The 19,670-nt window shown below is 73.1% G+C and carries 22 protein-coding genes; 8 read left to right on the forward strand and 14 right to left on the reverse strand.

The window, feature by feature from the left end:
- Nucleotides 1–302: 302 nt before the first annotated feature.
- Together rpsT and ACYVK5_RS20035 are read left to right on the forward strand one after the other, a co-directional pair.
- The gene (rpsT, locus tag ACYVK5_RS20030; protein WP_460707743.1) at nt 303–563 is read left to right on the forward strand and encodes a 30S ribosomal protein S20; all 261 of its coding nucleotides are present in this window, start codon (nt 303–305) and stop codon (nt 561–563) included.
- A gap of 200 nt (nt 564–763) precedes the next feature.
- The gene (locus ACYVK5_RS20035) at nt 764–1,390 is read left to right on the forward strand and encodes a G5 domain-containing protein (RefSeq protein ID WP_460707744.1); all 627 of its coding nucleotides are present in this window, start codon (nt 764–766) and stop codon (nt 1,388–1,390) included.
- Nucleotides 1,391–1,523: 133 nt separating this feature from the next.
- Here the strand turns inward: ACYVK5_RS20035 and putP are convergent, their stop codons facing one another.
- The 4 genes from putP to ACYVK5_RS20055 all read right to left on the reverse strand — a co-directional run bounded on the left by putP (nt 1,524) and on the right by ACYVK5_RS20055 (nt 8,033).
- Complete coding sequence (gene putP, locus ACYVK5_RS20040) at nt 1,524–3,023, reverse strand: sodium/proline symporter PutP (RefSeq protein ID WP_460707745.1); 1,500 nt, start codon at nt 3,021–3,023, stop codon at nt 1,524–1,526.
- A gap of 166 nt (nt 3,024–3,189) precedes the next feature.
- Entirely contained in the window at nt 3,190–4,209 is a 1,020-nt protein-coding gene (gene holA, locus ACYVK5_RS20045; protein WP_460707746.1) for a DNA polymerase III subunit delta, read from the reverse strand.
- A 75-nt stretch (nt 4,210–4,284) separates the two neighbouring features.
- Nucleotides 4,285–7,203, reverse strand: coding sequence for a ComEC/Rec2 family competence protein (locus ACYVK5_RS20050; RefSeq protein WP_460707747.1), 2,919 nt, complete (start codon nt 7,201–7,203; stop codon nt 4,285–4,287).
- On the reverse strand, nt 7,200–8,033 hold the full coding sequence (locus tag ACYVK5_RS20055; RefSeq protein ID WP_460707748.1) for a helix-hairpin-helix domain-containing protein: 834 nt from the start codon (nt 8,031–8,033) through the stop codon (nt 7,200–7,202). The genes ACYVK5_RS20050 and ACYVK5_RS20055 overlap by 4 nt, the downstream gene beginning before the upstream one ends.
- A 280-nt stretch (nt 8,034–8,313) precedes the next feature.
- Between ACYVK5_RS20055 and ACYVK5_RS20060 the strand changes: the two genes are divergently transcribed.
- Nucleotides 8,314–9,183: an alpha/beta fold hydrolase gene (locus ACYVK5_RS20060; RefSeq protein ID WP_460707749.1), complete on the forward strand. Its 870-nt coding sequence runs from the start codon at nt 8,314–8,316 to the stop codon at nt 9,181–9,183.
- A gap of 48 nt (nt 9,184–9,231) precedes the next feature.
- On the opposite strand, the gene ACYVK5_RS20065 is transcribed toward ACYVK5_RS20060, so the two are convergent.
- Nucleotides 9,232–10,134: a DegV family protein gene (locus ACYVK5_RS20065; protein WP_460707750.1), complete on the reverse strand. Its 903-nt coding sequence runs from the start codon at nt 10,132–10,134 to the stop codon at nt 9,232–9,234.
- A gap of 189 nt (nt 10,135–10,323) precedes the next feature.
- On the opposite strand from ACYVK5_RS20065, the gene ACYVK5_RS20070 reads away from it, so the two are divergent.
- Nucleotides 10,324–11,625 carry an ATP-grasp domain-containing protein gene (locus tag ACYVK5_RS20070; RefSeq protein ID WP_460707751.1) on the forward strand — a complete coding sequence of 434 codons (1,302 nt, stop codon included), beginning with the start codon at nt 10,324–10,326 and terminating at the stop codon, nt 11,623–11,625.
- A gap of 75 nt (nt 11,626–11,700) precedes the next feature.
- The gene (locus tag ACYVK5_RS20075; RefSeq protein ID WP_460707752.1) at nt 11,701–11,997 is read left to right on the forward strand and encodes a hypothetical protein; all 297 of its coding nucleotides are present in this window, start codon (nt 11,701–11,703) and stop codon (nt 11,995–11,997) included.
- Between the two features lie 80 nt (nt 11,998–12,077).
- Here ACYVK5_RS20075 and rpmF read toward each other — a convergent pair whose 3' ends face one another.
- The 7 genes from rpmF to rpmB are packed head-to-tail and all read right to left on the reverse strand — an operon-like array spanning nt 12,078 to nt 14,843.
- Nucleotides 12,078–12,239, reverse strand: coding sequence for a 50S ribosomal protein L32 (gene rpmF / locus ACYVK5_RS20080; protein ID WP_460707753.1), 162 nt, complete (start codon nt 12,237–12,239; stop codon nt 12,078–12,080).
- Complete coding sequence (locus tag ACYVK5_RS20085) at nt 12,239–12,592, reverse strand: type B 50S ribosomal protein L31 (RefSeq protein ID WP_460707754.1); 354 nt, start codon at nt 12,590–12,592, stop codon at nt 12,239–12,241. Before ACYVK5_RS20085 ends, rpmF begins: the two co-directional genes overlap by 1 nt.
- Nucleotides 12,593–12,595: 3 nt before the next feature.
- On the reverse strand, nt 12,596–13,963 hold the full coding sequence (gene aztD / locus ACYVK5_RS20090; RefSeq protein ID WP_460707755.1) for a zinc metallochaperone AztD: 1,368 nt from the start codon (nt 13,961–13,963) through the stop codon (nt 12,596–12,598).
- The gene (gene rpmG, locus ACYVK5_RS20095; RefSeq protein WP_460707756.1) at nt 13,960–14,130 is read right to left on the reverse strand and encodes a 50S ribosomal protein L33; all 171 of its coding nucleotides are present in this window, start codon (nt 14,128–14,130) and stop codon (nt 13,960–13,962) included. The genes aztD and rpmG overlap by 4 nt, the downstream gene beginning before the upstream one ends.
- Complete coding sequence (gene ykgO / locus ACYVK5_RS20100; RefSeq protein ID WP_129787201.1) at nt 14,130–14,252, reverse strand: type B 50S ribosomal protein L36; 123 nt, start codon at nt 14,250–14,252, stop codon at nt 14,130–14,132. Before ykgO ends, rpmG begins: the two co-directional genes overlap by 1 nt.
- A 49-nt stretch (nt 14,253–14,301) precedes the next feature.
- The gene (rpsN, locus tag ACYVK5_RS20105) at nt 14,302–14,607 is read right to left on the reverse strand and encodes a 30S ribosomal protein S14 (RefSeq protein WP_460707757.1); all 306 of its coding nucleotides are present in this window, start codon (nt 14,605–14,607) and stop codon (nt 14,302–14,304) included.
- Nucleotides 14,607–14,843 (reverse strand): 50S ribosomal protein L28, encoded by a 237-nt coding sequence (rpmB, locus tag ACYVK5_RS20110; protein ID WP_460707758.1) that lies wholly within the window; start codon nt 14,841–14,843, stop codon nt 14,607–14,609. Before rpmB ends, rpsN begins: the two co-directional genes overlap by 1 nt.
- 126 nt (nt 14,844–14,969) lie before the next feature.
- On the opposite strand from rpmB, the gene ACYVK5_RS20115 reads away from it, so the two are divergent.
- Entirely contained in the window at nt 14,970–16,121 is a 1,152-nt protein-coding gene (locus tag ACYVK5_RS20115; RefSeq protein ID WP_460707759.1) for a CobW family GTP-binding protein, read from the forward strand.
- Between the two features lie 14 nt (nt 16,122–16,135).
- On the opposite strand, the gene ACYVK5_RS20120 is transcribed toward ACYVK5_RS20115, so the two are convergent.
- Nucleotides 16,136–16,696 (reverse strand): helix-turn-helix domain-containing protein, encoded by a 561-nt coding sequence (locus tag ACYVK5_RS20120; protein WP_460707760.1) that lies wholly within the window; start codon nt 16,694–16,696, stop codon nt 16,136–16,138.
- A 65-nt stretch (nt 16,697–16,761) separates the two neighbouring features.
- Between ACYVK5_RS20120 and ACYVK5_RS20125 the strand changes: the two genes are divergently transcribed.
- Together ACYVK5_RS20125 and ACYVK5_RS20130 are read left to right on the forward strand one after the other, a co-directional pair.
- Complete coding sequence (locus ACYVK5_RS20125; protein ID WP_460707761.1) at nt 16,762–17,712, forward strand: NAD(P)/FAD-dependent oxidoreductase; 951 nt, start codon at nt 16,762–16,764, stop codon at nt 17,710–17,712.
- On the forward strand, nt 17,709–18,344 hold the full coding sequence (locus ACYVK5_RS20130) for a class I SAM-dependent methyltransferase (protein ID WP_460707762.1): 636 nt from the start codon (nt 17,709–17,711) through the stop codon (nt 18,342–18,344). Before ACYVK5_RS20125 ends, ACYVK5_RS20130 begins: the two co-directional genes overlap by 4 nt.
- A 110-nt stretch (nt 18,345–18,454) precedes the next feature.
- On the opposite strand, the gene ACYVK5_RS20135 is transcribed toward ACYVK5_RS20130, so the two are convergent.
- The gene (locus ACYVK5_RS20135; RefSeq protein ID WP_460707763.1) at nt 18,455–19,615 is read right to left on the reverse strand and encodes a YibE/F family protein; all 1,161 of its coding nucleotides are present in this window, start codon (nt 19,613–19,615) and stop codon (nt 18,455–18,457) included.
- Between the last annotated feature and the right edge of the window lie 55 nt (nt 19,616–19,670).

The following is a 19,670-nucleotide window of genomic DNA, read 5'->3' on the forward strand; positions in this document are numbered from 1 at the left end:
GACAAAGGAGCACTACGTCGCATCATGAGCCTCCGGACATCATCGTGCTTTGCGTGCGTTCGTAACGACGCTGGTTGAAATAGTAGAAACATCCGGTACGCACACTAGCGCCCCTGACCGACATGCCCGCGGAGAATCTCAGCGAGCGAGCTTCTGGTAATGTTGAGGGCTGCGTGTCCGCCCAGGTCGGCGGGCACCGTCGCAGATCCTCTCCACGGGTTCCCCACCCCAGTCCCGGAGCTGCGGCCGCTCTCTACGACCTATCCGCTCGCCGACAGGCGAACACACCAGGAAGTCCACCAGTGGCAAACATCAAGTCCCAGCTCAAGCGCATCAAGACGAACGAGAAGGCGCGCCAGCGCAACCGTGCCGTCAAGTCGGAGCTCAAGACGCACGTGCGCAAGGTGCGCGAGGCCGTCGCCGCGGGCGACAAGGAAGCCGCGACCACCGCGCTGCAGACCGCGACTCGCAAGCTCGACAAGGCCGTCTCGAAGGGCGTCATCCACAAGAACCAGGCCGCGAACCGCAAGTCGGCCATCGCGAAGTCGGTCGAGGCGCTCTGATTCAGCCTCCGCGCTGATCGCTGGCGAAAGGCGCCGCCGCCCTCCGGGGTGGCGGCGCCTTTCGGCGTGCCCGGACGTCCGGTGTCGCACCACCGTGCCGCCAGAGTGAAATAGACTTTTAGTACCGACCTATACCAAACGACAGAAACCGGCTACGGTGGTCGCTTCAGATCGGAGTCTCGCCAAAGGAGGTCACTCCGATGCTCCAGATCCACCGTGCGTCGGCGGCCGTGTTCTGCGCTGTAGCGATCACGACCGCCCTCGGCCTGTCCGGCTGCGCCGCTCCCGGACCGACGAACGCCTTGACCGGCACGTCTGCCTCGCAGAGCCCGACTGCCTCGGAGAGCCCGGCGGTCACGCAGAGCCCGACGACGAAGCCGGAACCGGTCACGACGACCAAGAAGATCACGAAGAAGGAAGCGATCCCCTTCCAGAAGGTCACGAAGAACGACCCGAACCTCGACAAGGGAACGAAGAAGGTCACGACGAAGGGCGTCAAGGGAGTTCGGACCAAGACGATTCGCGTCACCTACGTCGACGGTGAGGAGACCGGCCGCAAGGTGGTCAAGAAGGTCGTCACCAAGAAGCCTGTCGACCAGGTCACCTCGATCGGCACCCGCACACCCCCGCCCCCTCCCCCCGAGCCGGCCGACCCCGAGCCGTCGAACTGCGACCCGAACTACTCGGGCTGCGTGCCGATCGCCTCGGACGTCGACTGCGCGGGCGGGAGCGGCAACGGGCCCGCGTACGTCACCGGTCCGGTCCGAGTGACCGGGACCGACATCTACGGGCTCGACGCCGATGGGGACGGCATCGGCTGCGAATAGGCGGCCGTGGCCGGAAACCGGTGCATCCGGCACCGGCCGGACGGCGCGCGCCACGAGTCATCACGACTCGTGGCGCGCGCCCTCGCACGTCGTTCCGGCCCCCGTCAGCGGCGGGAGGGCCGGCACGGCAGCATCAGGACGCGACGGCGTCCTTCGCCGACGCGTGTCGGGTCGCCTCGGCGAACTCCTCGCGGATCGCCTCGGACGGCGCCGGGGTGATCAGGCTGACGACGATCGCGACGAGCGCGCCCAGGACGAAGCCGGGGACGATCTCGTAGAGCGTGTCGCCCAGCTCGGTCCGGCCCCAGACGAAGGCGACCGTGGCGCCGACGACCATGCCGGCCAGCGCACCCCAGCGGGTGAGGCGGCGCCAGTACAGGCTCAGGATGACGATCGGGCCGAACGCCGCGCCGAATCCGGCCCAGGCGAACCCGACCAGGTCCAGGATGGTGTCCGTGCGGTCGAACGCGATGAGCCCGGCGATCACGGCGACCAGCAGGACGCCGAGGCGGCCCAGCATCACCTGGAAGCGAGCGGTCATCTCCTTGCCCGCGATCTTGACGAGATCCTCCACCAGCGCGGAGGAGGACACGATCAGCTGCGACGAGATCGTCGACATGATCGCGGCGAGGACCGCGGCCAGGACCAGGCCCGCGACCAGCGGGTGGAACAGCACCTGCGACAGGTACAGGAACACCGTCTCCGGGTTCTCCAGCGTCTCGCCGCGGACGTTGACGTAGGCGACGCCGATCAGGCCCGTGAGGATCGCGCCGACCGTGCTGACGATCATCCAGCTGATGCCGATGCGCCGGCCGGCGACGGCATCCTGCGGGGAGCGGATCGCCATGAAGCGGACGATGATGTGCGGCTGGCCGAAGTAGCCCAGGCCCCATGCCGCGGCGGAGATGACTCCGGTCACGGACGCACCGGCCAGGAACGAGAGGTGGTTGACCGCGCCGCTGGTCTCCGCGGCAAGGAGGCCCTCACGGACCGGTCCCCAGCCGCCGAGATCGAAGAAGGCCACGATCGGCACCGCCACGAGAGCGAGCAGCATCATGCTTCCCTGCGCGACGTCGGTCCAGGTGGCACCGAGGAAGCCGCCGAACAGCGTGTACGCCAGCGTCACCCCGCCGACGACCCAGATGCCCGTGGTGTAGTCCAGCCCGAACGAGCCCTCGAAGAACGTCCCGCCGGCCACCAGGCCGGAGGAGACGTAGAAGGTGAAGAACACGAGAATGATGGCGCCCGAGGCGACGCGCAGCAGGCGCGACGTGTCGTGCAGTCGGTTCTCGAAGTAGCTGGGAATCGTGATCGAGTTCCGCGCGGTCTCCGTGTAGGCACGCAGGCGGGGCGCGACGAACTTCCAGTTGAGCCAGGCGCCGATCGTGAGGCCGATCGCGATCCAGGACTCGACGAGCCCGCTCACGTAGATGGCACCCGGGAGGCCCATGAGGAGCCAGCCGGACATGTCCGAGGCACCGGCGCTGAGCGCGGCGACGCCCGGACTCAGGCGCCTGCCGCCGAGCATGTAGTCGTCGAGGTTGTCCGTGCGGCGGAACGCCGCGTAGCCGATACCCAGCATCACTGCGAGGTATCCGACGATCGCGATCGTCTTCCAGACATCGGGGGACATGGAGTCACTCCAGGTTCGTTGCGGAAAAGGCACTCACGCATGGGTGGCACGCGCGCCCGGCGTTCTGGTTCCGGTGCCGGCGGCACGCCTGTGTCACTCGCCGATCGGATCCAGGTTGGGGCTCCGCAAGATCATTCAGGAAGAGACGTCCTGTGTATTGTTCACATCACCCGCGACGAGCCTGTGTTATTGCCAAAACGGCCTTCTCGACGGCATAGACCGGGTCGCGGGTCTCCCCTTTGACGTCCGCATCGGCCTGGGCGACGGCCGTGATCGCGGCGGCCAGCCCTTCCGGGGTCCAGCGGCGCAGGTCCTTCGTGGCACGGTCCACCTGCCACGGCGCCATGCCCAGCTCGCGGGCCGTGATCCCGCCGCCGCGCATCGCGGCGACCTTCGCGAGGTTGCGCAGCCGGACCGCCAGTGCCGCCACGATCGGCACGGGGTCGAGCCCGGTCGAGAGCGCATGACGCAGGAGCGCGACGGCAGCGCCCGAGTCCCCCGCCACGGCCGCATCGGCCACGCGGAAGCCGGTCGCCTCGACCCGTCCTCCGTAGTACCGGTCGACGGTGGCCTCGGTGATGGTGCCTGTCGTGTCCGCGATGAGCTGGGAGCAGGCGGAGGCGAGCTCGCGCAGGTCGTTCCCGAGGCCGTCGACGAGCGCCCGCACGGCGTTCGCGTCCGCGCGCCGGCGGGCGGCCTTGAACTCCTCCATGACGAACGATGCCTTCTCGCCGTCCCGGGTGATCGGATCGCAGACCATGACGGGCGCGCCGGCCTTGGTCACGGCGTCGAGCATCTTCTTGCCGCGCTGGCCACCACCGTGCACGACGACGACCGTGGTCTCCTCGTCCGGCCGCGCGACGTAGGCGACGACATCGTGGATCAGATCCTCCGTGCCGGACTCCCCACCCCGCACGACGACGATCTTCGCCTCCCCGAACAGCGACGGGCTGGCGGCGACGGTGAGCTGCCCCGCCGTGTAGGTGGCGCCCTCGAGCTCCACCTTCTCCGCCTCGGGATCGCGCTCGCGCGCGAGGCGGACGACGCCGTCGACCGCACGCTCCGTCAGCAGCGGCTCCGCCCCGCGGACCAGCACGACCGGGGCGAGCGCGGGCTCGTTCCAGGAGCGGCCGGGTGTCTTGGCCGAAGGACGGGAACCGGTCTTGCGACGGGTAGCTGGAGGCACGAGGCAAACTGTAGTTCGCCACTCCGACATCGACGCGAGGGCCGCGCGAGGTGCGAGCCGGCGGGCCCGATCCCGTCAGCATCCTCCGACCGCCAGGGCGTCGTCCCGAACCACCAGCGCGAACGTGCCGCACTCGTCCGTCCGGAGCACCTCGGCGCCCACGCGCTCGTAGAGGTCGAGCGCCGTGTCCGTCGGATGGCCGTAACCGTTGTCACGACCCGCGGAGACGAGCGCCACGGCCGGGCTGAGCTGCTCGGCGAGCGCCTGCGACTGGACGCGGGACCCGTGGTGGGCGACCTTCACGACGTCGACGTCCACGATCCCCCGGCTCCTCGCCTCGGACAGCACGGCCTGCTGGCCCGCGTCCTCCAGGTCGCCGAGCAGCACCACGTCCAGCCCCGCCACCCGGACGAGCAGGGTGACGCTGGCATCGTTCGGGCCCGCCCCGGTAGGCCCTGACGCCGTGGAGAGGCTCGTCCCGTCTCCTGGTGTCCCGCCGGCCGGCGCCGCGGGCAGCCCGGCGAGCAGCACGTCCCAGCTGACGTTCCCCGCCGTCCCGCGCTCGCCCGCCACAGGACTCCGTACGGGGACGCCGGCCGACGCCAGCTCGTCCAGGGTTCGTGTCGCGTTGGCTTCTGGCTCCGCGACCGTGGAGACCAGGGCGGACTCCACCTCGCGCCCGTCCAGCACGGCAGTCAGGCCGCCCACGTGGTCCGCATGGAAGTGGCTGAGCACGAGCAGGTCCACTCGGGTGACCCCGAGCCGGTCGAGGCAGCGGCCTGCCGCGTCGCCGTCCGGCCCGACGTCCACGACGACGGCCGACGCCGGTCCCGTGCGCACCGCGAGCCCGTCGCCCTGCCCGACGTCGCACGCGGCGACCACCCAGTCCTGCGGCACGGCCGCGCCGGTGACCATGCGCGGCACCGTCAGGACGACGGCACCGAGCATCACGCCGACGAGCACGATCCCGGCCGGCAGCGCCAACCGGTTCCCACGCGGCGCCGCCCCGCCCGGCGCTCTGCCCGCCGCCCCGCCCCGTGCCCTTCCGTCCGACGCTCCGCCCGGCGTCGCGCGGAAACCGGATGACGCCGGGAGCCACAACTCACCTCGGCGGCCGTGCGGCAGAAGGCTTCGCCCGAAACCACGACCGGACGGGGACCGGGCTCCGGGAACGGCCCCGCTGACGGCCAGGTACACCTGCCGGAGCCCGGACCGTGCCGCGCGTCGCCACGGGTCCGGCCATCCCCGTGGGCGCCGGAGGAGCATCACGGCGAGCGCGGCCGCCGTCGCCACGGCGAGCAGTACCGCACCCGCGGGACCGCCCGGCCAGGGCACGGCGCGGCCGGGCAGCGCCGCGCCATGGAGCGCGACCTGCGCGATCCACCACGTGGCCCCGCCGGCGACCCAGGCCACGAGGTGAGCACCCCAGGGCCACCACGGCGCGAGGACGGTGGCGGCGAGTCCGAGCACCGTGGCCGGCACGAGTGCGGGCGCGGCGAGCAGGTTGGCGGGAACGGACACGAGCGACGCCTCCGGATCGAGAAGAACGAGCACCGGCCCGCACGCGGCCTGTGCGGCGAGCGGGACGGCCAGCGCGAAGGCGAACGCCTTGCCTGTCCACGGCGCGATGCGCGCCACGAGCGGCGGCACGAGCAGCACCAGCCCGGCGGTGGCCGCCGCCGACAGCGCGAACCCGAACGAGCGCGACAGCCACGGGTCGGCCACCAGCAGCCCGATCACTGTTCCCGCGAGCGCGGGCACGGACTGCGCGGGTCGCCCGAGAACGATCCCCGCCATGGCGAACCCGGCCATGACGGCGGCCCGCAGCACGCTCGGTTCGGGCCGGACCAGCGCGACGAACGCCGCGCCCGCCACGGCCAGGAGCACCACTCGCGCCCAGCGCGGCGCGCCGAACATCGCGGCGATGCCGGTGAGCACCGCGATCACGATGGAGAAGTGCCCACCCGAGACCGCCGTGATGTGAGTCAACCCGCACAGCTTCATGGCTTCCGCGAGCTCGTCGGACAGGCGCGTGGTGTCGCCGATCGCTGCGCCGGGCACGAGGCCACGGGCCTGCGGCGCGAGGTCACCGGTCACCGCCATGAGGGTGTCGCGGTGCCGATCGAGCAGCCGGAGGGGCGCGGGTGGTGAACGCTGCACCGCGAGGACGTCCGCGGTCAGCCGCGCCGACTCGGGCCCGCCCGGTTCTGCGGGTCGCAGCCCGCCGCGCACCACGACGACCGAGCCGAACCGCGGAGACGACGCGGCGACCACGTCCTCGCCACTGCCGCTGCCGCTGCCGCTGCCGCTGCCCGGAGCATCGGACACGCTCGCGGAGGAGAACCCGCCGACCCCGCCCCGGGCGGGACCCCCGCCTGTCGTCTCCGGCTTGCTGGCTACGGGCGGCGTCCACGTCACCGTCACCCGAGCACGTGCCGCGGTCGTCACTCCCCGGGCCGTGACCTCTCGGACGTCCAGCATGAAGCGGACGGGCCCGCCGGCGCCCCGCTCGGCCGCAGCCCCATCCCCGGCCCCGTCCCCTCCGCCCCTCCCAGCGCCCGCCGCCGTCCCGCCGTCGGCCGTCCTGCCATCGATCGCCCCGGCATCAGCCGTCCCGGCACGCACCGCCGACGCCGGCCCACCCCATGAGACCGGCTCCGGCTGCGAGACCACCGTGCCCGTCAGCTCGGCGGTGAACCGCCCGTCCGCCAGTTCCTGGATCGCCGCCGCACGGGCGGTCGTCACCGTCGCGGTCGCGACGACGCCGAGCGAGCACGCGGCGGCGAGGGCGACGTGGACGACCACGCTCGCCACGGCCCCGCCGCGCGTCACGCTCTGCATTCCGGCCAGCGCGATCGCCCCGGCGCCCGCGAGCGCCGCCAGCCATCCGCACGCCACCGCGAGCGCCGTGGCTCCGGTTCCTCCTGTCGCGGCCCAGGCGGCGATCCAGGCGAGCACGGCGGCGGGTGCCAGGCGCAGGTCGAGGCTTCTCATACGCGCGCCGCCGGCCGGATCTGTTCCAGCACCGCGGGTCCGATACCGGAGACGTCGTCCAGTTCGTCGACCGACGCGAAGGGGCCGTTGGCCGTGCGCCAGTCGATGATCCGTTGCGCCAGCGCGGGTCCGATGCCGGGCAGGGTCTCGAGCGTGGCGGCGTCGGCGGTGTTGAGGTCGACCACGTCGCCGCCGCCGGTGTCGGGGACGGCGCCGGGGTCGCCGGAGGTCACGGGTGTCTCGCCGGGCTTCGGCACGTGGATCTGTTCGCCGTCGGCGACCGGGCGTGCGAGGTTGACGCCGGACAGGTCGGCTTCGTCCGTCGGCCCGCCCGCCGCCTCGACGGCGTCGGCGATGCGTGCGCCGCCGGGTAGTTCGACCAGCCCGGGGTCGCGCACCGCACCCACGACGTGCGCGACGACCTCGAGGCCCGCCGCGCCCGCCGGCGACCCGGCACCCGTTCCAGCCCCGTGGCCGGTGCCCGCTTCACCCGCGTTGCCGGCCTCGCCCGCAGCGCCGTCGTCGTCGGCTCCGAGCTCACCGGCCGAGGCGATCGGTCGCACGCCACCGGTGCCCAGTGCGTCCCGTCCGAGCGCGACGGCGCCCGTGACGCAGGCCAGCAGGAGCACGGTCACGACCGCGACGACGCCGGTGCGTCCGCCGAGGGCCCAGCGTCGCCCGGGGGCGTCGTCGTCCATTCCGAGGGGATGTCCGTGGGCTGCGGCGTAGGCGGTCGCGACCCTGCCCGCCGACCGCCGCTGCCGCAGCCGGTCCACGAGGTCGTCGGCGGTCTCGGGGACCGCCGGCATCACGTCCGTGTCTGCTCTCATGCCGCGACGCTAGGCAGGCGCGGCGCACGCCGGGGCGGCGCCGAGCGTCGCCTGTGCACAAGTCCGGTGATCCACAGCCTTCGGTCGGTGTCTCTTCGGCCCGGGTTCGGTGGGAGGGGCGCCACTCCCGAGCACCTTCTTCCGCCCGGCTCCTGAGCGAGCGGCCTCGTGAACACGTCGGCAGAATGACGACGAGCCGCACCGATGAGTTTCGCGGACCACCGGCGTCAACCTCATCGACCGGCGGACACCCCGTCGGCAGGCCGTGAAGGAGACCCCCATGCCCGACAAGAAGACTCTCACCCTGGACGTCCCCGGAGCCGTCCTCACCTACGACGTACACGAGCCGACGACGCCGTCCGGCGCCCCGACGCTGGTCGTGATCGGCCTGCCCATGGGTGCGCACGGCTTCGGCAGCCTGGTGGCCCACCTCACCGACCGCACGGTCGTCACCTACGATCCCCGCGGCGTCGAGCGCAGTACCCGTGAACCGGACAGCAGCACCCTGCTCGCGGATCATGTCGACGACGTGCTCCGTGTGATCGAGGCGGTGGGTGGCGGGCCGGTGGATCTCGTGGGCTCGAGCGGGGGCGCCGTCGTGGCCCTCGAGCTCGCCGTGCGCCGTCCCGAGGTGCTGCGCACCGTCGTCGCGCACGAGCCGCCGCTGCCGGCGCTCCTGCCGGACCGGGACGTCGTCGTCGCCGCCATGCAGGACATCCACGAGACCTACCGCGCCCAGGGCGCGGGCCACGCCATGGCGAAGTTCATCGCGCTGGTCATGGAGCCCGGCGAACTGGGTTCCGACTATGTCGGCCGCCCGGCCCCCGAACCGGCCGTGTTCGGTCTTCCGGCCGACGACGACGGCGCCCGTGACGACGTGATGCTCGGGTCGAGCATGGTCTGGCTGCCGCGCCACGAGCCCGACTGGGAGGCCCTGACCCGGTCCGAGCCCCGCATCGTGGTGGGCGTCGGCGCCGAGACCGGCGAGGAGATCACGGGCCGCACGTCCCGCAGCATCGCGGAACGTCTCGGCCGGCAGCCCGTCGTGTTCCCGGGCGGCCACGGCGGCTTCAGCGGCGGCGAGTACGGCCAGCCCGCGGGTGACCCGGAGGGCTTCGCGGAGATGCTCCGCCGCGTCATCGACGCCTAACCGTGAGGATGGCTGTCGCGGCCCGCCCGGCCCGCCCGGCCCGCCTCGTCAGTGCTCGTGGTCCCCGAGGTCGGCGACGACGACGGCGAGCGTCCCCGGGCCGACGTGCACCCCGATGACCGCGCTGATGTCGGAGATCTCCACCTCCGCCCGGGTGCGGGTGCGCAGCCGTCCTGCCAGGGTGCCCGCGCGGTCCAGCGCGCCGAAGTGCTGCACGCCCACCACCGGCCGGGTCGCGGTCGCGACGGACTCGCCGGCCAGGTCGAGCAGGCGCTCCAGCCCGGCCGCGCGAGTGCGGACGCGCTGGGCGAGCTCGATCCGGCCGTCGCGCATCGCCAGGATCGGCCGGACGCCGAGCACGGTCCCGAGCGCGGCCACGGGGCCGGACAGGCGGCCGCCGCGGCGCAGGTGCTCAAGGGTGTCGACCATGAACACCGAGGTCGAGGAGTCCGCCACCGCGCGCGCCCGCGCCGCGACGTGCGCGGCGTCGCACCCGGCCGCCGCGCATTCCGCGGCCGCGCGCGCGGCGAATCCGAGGCCGGACCCGACGGTCCGGGAGTCGACGACGCGCACCGCGAGCGGTGACCGCGCCGCGGCCACACTCGCCGCGCCGACCGTGCCCGACAGCTCGCCCGACATGTGCAGGGAGACGATCGCGCGGGCGCCCTCGTCGGCGAGGTCGCGGTAGGTCGCGGCGAAGCGTTCCGGGGACGGGTGGGACGTCGTGACACGGACCCCGGCGTCGAGCATCCGGACGACGTCGGCGGCGGTGACCTCCACGCCCTCGTCGTAGGACTCGTGCTCGGTCACCACCCGCAGCGGGACGACGCGGGCCCCGGGCTCCGGCGTGTCCACCGGGAGGCACGACGTGGAATCGGTGACGACACGGACGGCCTGGTTCGAGCGCGTCTTCCCCGTGCGCGGCTCAGGGTGGCGACGGAAGAGTGGCATGGCCGAGCGATTCTATCGGCAGATCCTCCTGCCGAGCGCTGCGCCGGAGTTGTCCACAGGCCCCCGCGGCCCTGGCCAGCCAGGACGGCCGTCCGGCGCCTCGCCACACACATGATGAGAATGAATCTCAGAGTCGCGGTACGATCCCAGCGCGAATCGTTCCGACGAGCCAGGAAGGTCCTCCTCCCCGTGCCCACCCTGCTGATGATCGAAAGCTGGCTACAGTCCACCGGCCTGAGCCTCCCGCCGCTGCTCCGTTCGCTCGGGCACGAGTACGTGCTGGTCACACGTGATCCGCGGGTCTACACGCTGCCCGGCGGCGGCACGCACCCGGTGCTCGCCCTCGCGACCGAGGTCGTGGTCGCCGAGACCAACGACGACGACGCCGTGGTCGACGCCGCACGCCGCGTGGCCGCCCGGTACGACGTCCACGGCGTGCTGACCACCTGCGACTACTACCTGCCGACGGTCGCGGTCGTGGCCGAGGCGCTCGGGCTCCCCGGTTCGCCCGCGGGCGCGCTGCGCACCGCGACGAACAAGCACCTGGTCCGGGCCGCCGTGGCGCGCGCGGGCATCCCCGACGTGCCGCACGAGGTGGCCGCCACCTGGGAGGAGACGCGTGCCGCCGCGGCCGCGCTCGGCTACCCGGTGGTGGTCAAGCCCGTGGACCTGAACTCCGGCACCGCCGTGCGGCGCGTCTCCGACGAGACCGGCTTGGCCGACGCGTTCTCCGAGGTCACCGCGTCCGAGCGGAACACCCGGGACCAACCGCTGGCCAGGCTCGCCCTGGTCGAGCGGGTGCTGGACGGCCCGGAGTACAGCGTCGAGGCGGTCACGCGCGACGGCGTGACGACGGTGCTGGGCATCACGGCCAAGTCGGTGGCCGAGGTGAACCGGCCGGTGGCGGACGGCGCGGACGCCGTCGGCTACGTGGAGAGCGGGCACGACTTCCCCGCCCCGCTGGACCCCGCCACCCGCGCCACGATCACGGGGCATGTCACGCGCGTGCTCGGCGCGGTCGGCTACACCCACGGCATCAGCCACACCGAGGTGCGGCTCACCGCCGACGGGCCGCGCCTGGTGGAGCTCAACCCCCGCCAGGGCGGCGGGTACATCTTCGAACTGGTGCGGCTCGTGACCGGCTACGACCCGCTGCGCGTGCTGACCGACCTGGCGCTGGGCCGCGAACCCGCCGCCGACGCGCCGGCGGCCGGGAGCGCCGCCGTCCGGTTCCTCCTGGCCCCGGAGGACGGCTTCCTCGCCGAGGTGTCCGGCGCCGAGGCGCTGGCCGACGACGACCGCGTGGTCGCCCACGATCTGCCCCGCCCAGGCGCGGTGCTCCGCGCCGCGGACAACAACGACCGGATCGGCCACGTGCTGGTGGCCGACCGTGACGGCGACCGCGCGGCCCGCTGGGCGGACGAGATCATGGCCGGCCTGGCGGTGGACGTGCGCCGCACGGCGCCCGTGCCCGCGCGCGCTCACTCCTGACCCGGTTGCGGCGCGGCGCCCCCGGCGTTCTCCTGGAGTGGTCGGCACCGCCCGACCCGAGAGCGAGGAGCGATCATGACCACCGAGGCACACATCGCGGAGCACACCGTCGCGGAGCACCAGCACGGCGAGGGCTGCGGACACGAGGCCGTCTCCCACGGCAGCCACGTGGACTACGTGCACGACGGCCACAAGCACGCTCCCCATGGCGACCACTACGACGAGCACGAGTCGGTCGCGGAGCACACCGCCACGGAGCACCAGCACGGCGAGGGCTGCGGACACGAGGCCGTCCCGCACGGCAGCCACGTGGACTACGTGCACCACGGCCACAAGCACGCCGCCCACGAAGACCACTACGACGAGCACTGATCCTCGTCGCCCGGCGCCGGGCGAAGCGCGGTCCGGCCCGGGTCTTCCACCCGGACCGGACCGCGCCACTCAGTCACTGATCACAGCAGGCCGCGACGGGCCGCGCGGGCGAGCCGCTGCGGCACCCGCACCACGCTCCCGTCCGGAGTGGTGACCTCGACCAGCTCGGGCAGGCTCGTCTTCCACTGTGCGCGGCGCGAACGTGTCCGGGACCGCGACATCTTCCGCTTCGGGACCGCCATCAGGCACGCCCCTTCCCGCTCGCGCCGCCGTCGGCCGCGTCGCTGCCCGCGGCACCGCCACCGGCCGCACCGCCCGTGGCAGCACGCGTGCCGTACCGCTGCCGGAACTTCTCCACGCGCCCGGCGGTGTCGACCACGCGGGAGCTGCCGGTCCAGAACGGGTGGCTCGCACTGGAGATGTCGACCTCGACCAGCGGGTAGGTGTTGCCGTCCTCCCACTCGATCGTGGCGTCCGGGCGGCCCGGCCCTGCCGCCGTGCGGCCGGCCAGGGTGGACCGCGTCAGGAACGCGAAGCCCGCGCTCCGGTCGCGGAACACCACGGGCCCGTACTCGGGGTGGATGCCCTGCTTCATCGGTCAGCCCTCCTCGTGATCCTCGTCCTCGTGGTCCTCGTGGTCCTCGTCCTCATGGTCCTCGTCCTCGTGGTCGTGGCCCTCGTGCGCGTCGTGCTCGGGCGCCTCGCCCAGCACGCCCGCGATCTCGTTCGGCACCACGCCCAGCTCCGCCGACTTCCAGACCTCGCCGGTCTCGACGTCCACGGCGTGGATGGCGCTGTTCGCCGGATCGGTCACGTACACGGACCCGTCCAGCGTGAGGATCGCCGGGCGCGGCTCCTGCCACTCGAGCGGCTCCTCCCAGGCGTCGATCACCTCGATCGAGTCGGTGATCTCCCCGCTCTCCGGGTCGATCACGTGCACCTGGCCGTCGGTGCCGAGCACGAGCGCCTCGCCGTCGTCCCCGCGTGCCAGGGACCGGAAGTTGTACGACGACGGCAGGTCCACCAGCGTGAGCTCGCCGGACCGGGTGTCGATCAGCGAGACGCGCTCGGGCCGCTCCAGCTCGGCGTCCTTGTCCACCTTGTAGTCGCCGAGCACCACCGGCGACTCCTCGGAGCCCGCCTGGTTCCCGATCCGGCCGTAGGAGTCGGGCGCGTCCACCTTGGTGATCTCGCCGTCGCGCACCAGGATCGCGCCGTCCTCGCAGCCGATCAGGACCGCCTCGTCGGCAGCCATGGCCTCGCCGTGCACGCCGGGGCAGTCGTCGCTCGCGGCGATCTCCTCGCCGTCGGCGTCCAGGACGCGGATGCCGGTGCGCCCGTCCTCGGTCCCCTCGGACACCACGAGGGTGTCGTCGGTCAGCTCGACCGCGACGCCGTGGTGCGGGGACGGAAGCGTCTCGGAGCGCGCCACCTCGCCTTCGGCCACGTGCTCGGTGTCGAGGACGGAGATCTCCCCGGTGCCGTCGTCGAACAGCGCCGTCCGCCCCTCGTGGACGACGACGTGCCCCGGCTCGGTCGCCGGATACACCACGTCGGTGAGGGCCGGGTCGGCCGTCCAGTAGTGCGCGTGGTCGCCGTGCGCCGCGGCCCAGGTGCCCAGGTCCAGGACCTGGAAGCCGCCCGTGGTGGAGACCATCAGGTGCTGCTCGTCTCCCGCCGGGTTGAGCCGGTTGAAGCCCTCGAGCGGGATGTCGCCGACCTCCTCCAGGCTGAGGGCGTCGAGCACCTTGATGCCGCCGTCGTAGGTGACGGCGATACGCGCGGTGCGCGACTGCGCCTCGGTCGCCTCACGGCTCGCGGCGGCCGACGGCGTCGCCTCGCCCGCGTCCTCACCGGCCGACGAGCCGGTCGAGGCGCAGGCGCCGAGCAGCGCGAGCGGGAGCGCGGCGGCCATCACCGCGGCGGCACGCCTGGTGCGATGACGGGCATGGGACAGGGTGTTCATCGAGACTCCTTGAAGTCGACGTGGCGCCGGACCACCGGGTCGTACTTGCGCAGCACGAGCCGGTCCGGGTCGTTGCGCCGGTTCTTGCGGGTGACGTAGGTGAAGCTGGTCCCCGCGGTGGAGACCATGCGGATGATCGGGCGCACGTCGGCGCGCTTCGCGGCCATCAGCCCTGCCTCGCCTTCCAGCGCGGGTTGAGCTTGTTGATGACGAACGTCTTGCCACGGCGGCGGACCACCTTCGCACCTGGCTTGTCCTTCAGTGAGCGCAGGGAGGCACGCACCTTCATCTCGGTTCTCCTTCTTGTCGGTCGGTGGGAGGGGACGGGCGGCCGGGGCTCACCAGCTGGACTTGGTGACGCCGGGCAGCTCGCCGCGGTGCGCCATCTCGCGCAGCCGGATGCGGGACAGCCCGAACTTGCGCAGGTGGGCGCGCGGCCGGCCGTCGACGACGTCCCGGTTGCGCACGCGGGTGGCGCTCGCGTCCCGCGGCTGGCGCCGGAGCTCGGCGGCGGCCTCGGTCTTCGCCTCCTCGGAGGCGGACGGGGACGCGATGATCTGTTTGAGCTCCGCGCGACGCTCGGCGTACCGCGCGACGACGGCGCGGCGCCGCTCGTCAGCGGCGATCTTCGACTTCTTGGCCATCAGACCTTCTCCCCCCGGGCGAGGATCTCGGCGACGACGACGTCGATACCCCGCCTGTCGATCGTCTTGATGCCCTTCGTGCTCACGCGCAGCGTGACGGTCCGTCCGAGCGACGGCACCCAATAGCGCTTCTTCTGGATGTTCGGGTTCCAGCGGCGCTTGGTGCGCCGATGGGAGTGCGACACCGAGTTCCCGAACCCGGGCTTGGTGCCGAGCACCTGGCAGACGGCCGACATGGCTACCCCTCCTTGCTCACGACAATCATTCTCAAACTCGGGGTACAGTACCCGCATTGAGAATGGTTATCAAATGCGTGCGAGCCGCCCGGCGGCGGCCCGCACGCCGATCACAAGGAGGTCCGCATGCCCCGTCACCACCCCGCCGACCAGCGCATCCCGATCAGCGTGCTCGCGTCGGTCGACCCCGTCCTGCGCGACTCCGCCGTGCTCGGTCTGGTCGTCGACTCGCCCGGCACCGTGGCGCTGCGGCACGACATCCTCGCCGACGAGGGCCTGATCCGGCGCGTGGTGGTCGACGCGTCGGGCGTCGTCGAGCAGGTGCTCGTGCCGCTCGAGCACGCGTGCCTGTCGTGCTCCGTGCGGGAGGACGCCCTGCCCACCCTCGCGGCCCTCACCGAGGACGGACGCTGGACCGACGTGATCATGGCACTGCCCGTGAGCGCCGAGTCGCTGCCCGTCACGCGCGCGCTCGCCGCCGAGACCCGGCGCGGCGGCCTGCTGCACGGAGCCCGCATCGCCACGGCCGCCACCGTCGCCGACGTCGAGACGTTCGAGCACGACCTGCTCGCCGCCGACCTCCTCGCCGAGCGTGGTATCGCCCTGACCCCCGACGACGAGCGTTCCGTGGGCGAGGCCCTCGCCGCGCAGGTCGAGCACGCCGACCTGGTCGTCGCCGCCGGCGAGTCCGCCGCCGCGCCCACGGGGTCCGGACTCATGGACCGGATCCGCGCCGAGGACTCCCACCGGGTCGAGGGCCTGCACGGCGTGACCGCCGCCGAGCTGGCCGCGGGCCGGTACGACCCGGTTCGCGGTGAACGCCGCAGCAACCCGCTCGGGGCCCGGCGCACGTCCCCCGCCGGGCGCGCGGGAGACCGGAGCTGGACCCTCGAGCTGCGCTCCGACCGCCCGTTCCACCCGGAGCGCCTGCTGGACCGCATCGAGGACCTCGGCACGGGACGGATGCGCAGCCGCGGCGTCTTCCACGTGGTGGACCGCCCGCTGTCCGCGTGCCTGTGGGACGGGGCCGGCGGCCAGCTCTTCCTGGGCGACCTCGGCACCTGGGACGAGGCCGCGGCGTCGGCCGAGCCGCACACGCGGATCGTCGTCGTCGGATCGGCGGACGACGTGGACCCGGACGTGAACCAGGACGTCCGCCACGACCTGGTCGACGCCTTCCACGACGCCCTGGTCCGCCCGGACGAGATCGCGGACGGCGGGCTGTCGTGGCTCGGCCGCCAGGACGTCCTGAGCCCCTGGCTCGGCTCCCGCTCCTGACCCGCGCGGGGCGTTCAGTCCGGCGTCTCCGTGTGCGTGTGGATGCGGGCGCCGTCGTCGTTGAAGATGCTGATCACCTGGGCCGGTTTGCCGCCGGCCGCGCTCATGGCGTGCGGGGTGCGGGTGTCGAACTCGGCGGCCTCGCCGCGGGTGAGCACCAGGTCCTGGTCCCCGAGCCGCAGGCGGAGCCTGCCGCTGAGCACGTAGAGCCATTCGTAGCCGTCGTGGACCCGCTGCTCGGGCGGGGTCGCGGCGGGCGGGTAGGTGATCTTGTAGGTGTGGATCGCCGAGCCCTCCGGGGCGAGCGGGGCGATGACCAGCCCGTCGCGCCGGATCACCGGCCGCCGCACCCGCGGGTCGGTGTCCTCGGGCGGCAGCAGGTCGTCCACGCGGATCCCGAGCCGGCGGGTGAGCGGCAGCAGCAGCTCGAGGCTCGCCTGCCGCTTTCCGGACTCCAGCCGGGAGAGGGTGCTGGCCGACATGCCCGCGCGGGAGGCCAGCTCGTCCAGGGTCCAGCCACGCGCCCGGCGCGCCGCGCGCAGCCGCGGGCCGATCTGCCTCAGCTCCTCCGCCATTGGTCCTCCTTGCCAATTCTGCAAGATTGTTTGCACAAGCCTAGCGTCCCGGCGATGGTGGACGCATGAACGAGACATGGGATGTGATCGTGATCGGCGGCGGCGCGGCCGGGCTGTCGTCCGCGCTGATGCTGGGCCGGGCCAGGCGCCGGGTCCTGGTGGTCGACGCCGGGAGCCCGCGCAACCGCTTCGCAGCGCACATGCACGGCGTGCTCGGCAACGAGGGCACCGACCCCGCGGACCTGCTGGCCCGCGGACGCCAGGAGGCCGCCCGCTACGGCGTCGAGGTCCGCGGCGGCCGGGTGGACCGGGTGGACGAGGAGGCCCGCACCGTCGTCGTCTCGCTCGACGACGGGACCACGCTGTCCGCGCGCGCACTGGTCGTCGCCACCGGGATCACCGACCGACTCCCGGACGTGCCCGGCCTGGCCGAGCGCTGGGGGAAGTCGGTGCTGCACTGCCCCTACTGCCACGGCTGGGAGGTGCGGGACCGGAGACTCGGCCTCCTCGCGACCTCGCAGATGGACGTGCACCGGGCACAGCTCGTGCGGCAGTGGAGTGACGACCTCGTGGTGTTCACCGCCGGTGTCGGCGCCCTCGATCCCGACGTCGAGGCGCGGCTCCGCGCCCGCGGGGTCCAGCTTGTCGCCTCCCCCGTGACCGAGGTGCTGGGCGACGGCGACGCGATCACCGGGGTCCGCACGGCCGACGGGGCGATCGTCGAGGTGGACGCGATCTTCGCCGGCGGGGAGCCCGTGCCGCACGACGCCTTCCTCGCCCACCTGGGCCTGAACCGTTCCGACACCCCGATGGGCAGCTTCCTCGCCGTGGACGAGACGGGCAGGACCAGCGCCGAGCGCATCTGGGCGGTCGGCAACGTGGTGAACCCCGGCGCGACGGTACCGATGGCGACCGGGGCGGGCGCGATGACCGGCGGCGCGGTGAACATGGCCCTCGTCACCGAGGAATTCGACCTCGCTGTCGCAGCCGACGTCGCCGAGGAGCCCGCGCGATGAGCGACACGATGACCGCCCGGGAGTTCTGGGAGGACCGCTACGCCGGGACCGACAGGGTCTGGTCGGGGCGTGTCAACCAGGTGCTCACCGACGTCGCCGGCGAGTCGGCGCCCGGCCGCGCGCTCGACCTGGGCTGCGGCGAGGGCGGCGACGCCGTCTGGCTGGCCCGGCAGGGCTGGACGGTCACCGGTGTCGACCTCTCCCCCACCGCCGTCACCCGCGGACGGGCCGCGGCGGCGGCCGCCTGCCTTCCGCCGGACCGGTTCCGGCTCGTCGCCGCGGACCTCGCCACCTGGACCACCGAGGAGTCCTACGACCTGGTCACGGCGTCGTTCCTGCAGTCGTGGCCCGTGGAGATCCCGCGCGCGGAGATCCTGCGGCGGGCCACGTCGTTCGTCGCGCCCGGCGGCCGGCTGCTCGTCGTCGCGCACGCGGCGGCCCCGTCGTGGGCCCCGCCGGAGATGGTGCAGGGCTACCCCTTCCCCAGCCCGGACGGCGACCTGGCCGCCCTCGCGCTCGACGCCGGCTGGACCGTCCTCGCGGCGGAGACGCGGAAACGCGCCACCACGAGCCCCGACGGCGGCCCGGCGACCCTGCTCGACGGCGTGGTCCTGGTCCGCCGCGACCGCTGACCGCAGGCCGCTGACCGCAGGCCGCGTGCGGTCGGCAGTTCGTCGGGAAGTCGGCTCCCCGAGCGACCGATCTCGCGACAACGAGCCGACCACTCGACATGCGACCTACCTCAGGCCCGCGCCGCCCGCGCCGGCCCCGGCACGGCCAGCGCGGCGATGCCGGTCGTGACGGGGATGGCGAGCACCAGCCCGATCGAGCCCACCAGCGTGCGGACCACCTCCTCGGCGATCTCGCCGGAGGTCAGCGCCAGTACCGGCGACTGGTCCACCAGGGACACCATCATGAGCAGCGGGAGCGCCGCGCCCACGTAGGCGAACGCGATGGTGTAGACGGTGGAGGCGATGTGGTCGCGCCCGATCCGCATCGCGCGGGCGAACAGCACGCCCCGTGAGGCGCCGGGCGCGACCTCCCGCAGTTCCCACACGGCCGACGCCTGCGTGATCGTGACGTCGTTGAGCACACCCATCCCGGCGAGCACGAGCCCGCACAGCGCGACGCCGCGCAGGTCCGTCAGGGGCGCCTCGGTCAGGAGGAACTGGGCGTCGTGGTCGGCCGCGCCGAGGTACGTCGCGCCGGCCGCCCACACCCCGATTCCCGCGGTCAGCGCCAGCCCGAGCAGCGTCCCGAGCAGCGCCGCCGACGTCCGGGCGCTGAAGCCGTGCGCCAGGTACAGCGTCACGAACATCACCAGCGACGACGTCACCAGCGCCACGCCCAGCGCGCCCTCTCCCGTGAGCAGCGCGGGCATGGTGAAGCCGAGGAGCACGACGAACGCGATGCCGAGACCGGCGAGCGCCGCCAGCCCGCGCCACCGGGCCACGGCCAGCACGACGATCGCGTACGCGGCGGCCAGCCACCCCACCGGCACCTTGCGCTGATGGTCCTTGAAGACCAGGGGGTCGGGTGACATCGGCGAGACGGTCGAGATGTCCACGGCCACGATCCGGTCGCCCGGGGACAGGGGCACCGACGGTCCGGGCGAGGCCATGGTGGTCTCCTCGCCGTCGGCCAGGCGTACCCGGACGCTCGCACCCTCGGGCGGTGCCTCGAGAACGGTCGCGTCCACCGTCGTCGCCCCCTCGACGACGGCCGGCACCCGCTCGGGGACCGATCCGCCGTCGGGCCACAGCAGGAACAGCCCCGCGAGCGTGGCGAGCATCGCCGGTATCAGCGCGGCGGCGAGGACCGCCCGCGTCCTGGGCGACGACGGCGCCACCGGGCCGCCGTGCGCGTGCGAGTGGGAAGGGGTGTCGAGGACGGACTGCGCCATGGCGGAATGCTGTCACGTCCGGCGGCCCTGGACATGCCGGCCGGCGTGGTCGGAC

Source organism: Myceligenerans halotolerans (genome assembly GCF_054782975.1).

Bases quoted from the DNA above. Each gene is read 5' to 3' on its own strand.
- ACYVK5_RS20055 (WP_460707748.1), bottom strand. From the start codon at position 8,033: ATGAGAGCAGACACGGACGTGATGCCGGCGGTCCCCGAGACCGCCGAC.
- ACYVK5_RS20130 (WP_460707762.1), top strand. From the start codon at position 17,709: ATGAGCGACACGATGACCGCCCGGGAGTTCTGGGAGGACCGCTACGCC.
- ACYVK5_RS20120 (WP_460707760.1), bottom strand. From the start codon at position 16,696: ATGGCGGAGGAGCTGAGGCAGATCGGCCCGCGGCTGCGCGCGGCGCGC.
- rpsN (WP_460707757.1), bottom strand. From the start codon at position 14,607: ATGGCCAAGAAGTCGAAGATCGCCGCTGACGAGCGGCGCCGCGCCGTC.
- rpmF (WP_460707753.1), bottom strand. From the start codon at position 12,239: ATGGCGGTCCCGAAGCGGAAGATGTCGCGGTCCCGGACACGTTCGCGC.
- ACYVK5_RS20050 (WP_460707747.1), bottom strand. From the start codon at position 7,203: ATGAGAAGCCTCGACCTGCGCCTGGCACCCGCCGCCGTGCTCGCCTGG.
- ACYVK5_RS20135 (WP_460707763.1), bottom strand. From the start codon at position 19,615: ATGGCGCAGTCCGTCCTCGACACCCCTTCCCACTCGCACGCGCACGGC.
- ACYVK5_RS20115 (WP_460707759.1), top strand. From the start codon at position 14,970: ATGCCCCGTCACCACCCCGCCGACCAGCGCATCCCGATCAGCGTGCTC.
- rpmB (WP_460707758.1), bottom strand. From the start codon at position 14,843: ATGTCGGCCGTCTGCCAGGTGCTCGGCACCAAGCCCGGGTTCGGGAAC.
- ACYVK5_RS20035 (WP_460707744.1), top strand. From the start codon at position 764: ATGCTCCAGATCCACCGTGCGTCGGCGGCCGTGTTCTGCGCTGTAGCG.
- putP (WP_460707745.1), bottom strand. From the start codon at position 3,023: ATGTCCCCCGATGTCTGGAAGACGATCGCGATCGTCGGATACCTCGCA.
- ykgO (WP_129787201.1), bottom strand. From the start codon at position 14,252: ATGAAGGTGCGTGCCTCCCTGCGCTCACTGAAGGACAAGCCAGGTGCG.
- ACYVK5_RS20060 (WP_460707749.1), top strand. From the start codon at position 8,314: ATGCCCGACAAGAAGACTCTCACCCTGGACGTCCCCGGAGCCGTCCTC.
- aztD (WP_460707755.1), bottom strand. From the start codon at position 13,963: ATGAACACCCTGTCCCATGCCCGTCATCGCACCAGGCGTGCCGCCGCG.
- ACYVK5_RS20125 (WP_460707761.1), top strand. From the start codon at position 16,762: ATGAACGAGACATGGGATGTGATCGTGATCGGCGGCGGCGCGGCCGGG.
- ACYVK5_RS20085 (WP_460707754.1), bottom strand. From the start codon at position 12,592: ATGAAGCAGGGCATCCACCCCGAGTACGGGCCCGTGGTGTTCCGCGAC.
- ACYVK5_RS20065 (WP_460707750.1), bottom strand. From the start codon at position 10,134: ATGCCACTCTTCCGTCGCCACCCTGAGCCGCGCACGGGGAAGACGCGC.
- ACYVK5_RS20075 (WP_460707752.1), top strand. From the start codon at position 11,701: ATGACCACCGAGGCACACATCGCGGAGCACACCGTCGCGGAGCACCAG.
- rpmG (WP_460707756.1), bottom strand. From the start codon at position 14,130: ATGGCCGCGAAGCGCGCCGACGTGCGCCCGATCATCCGCATGGTCTCC.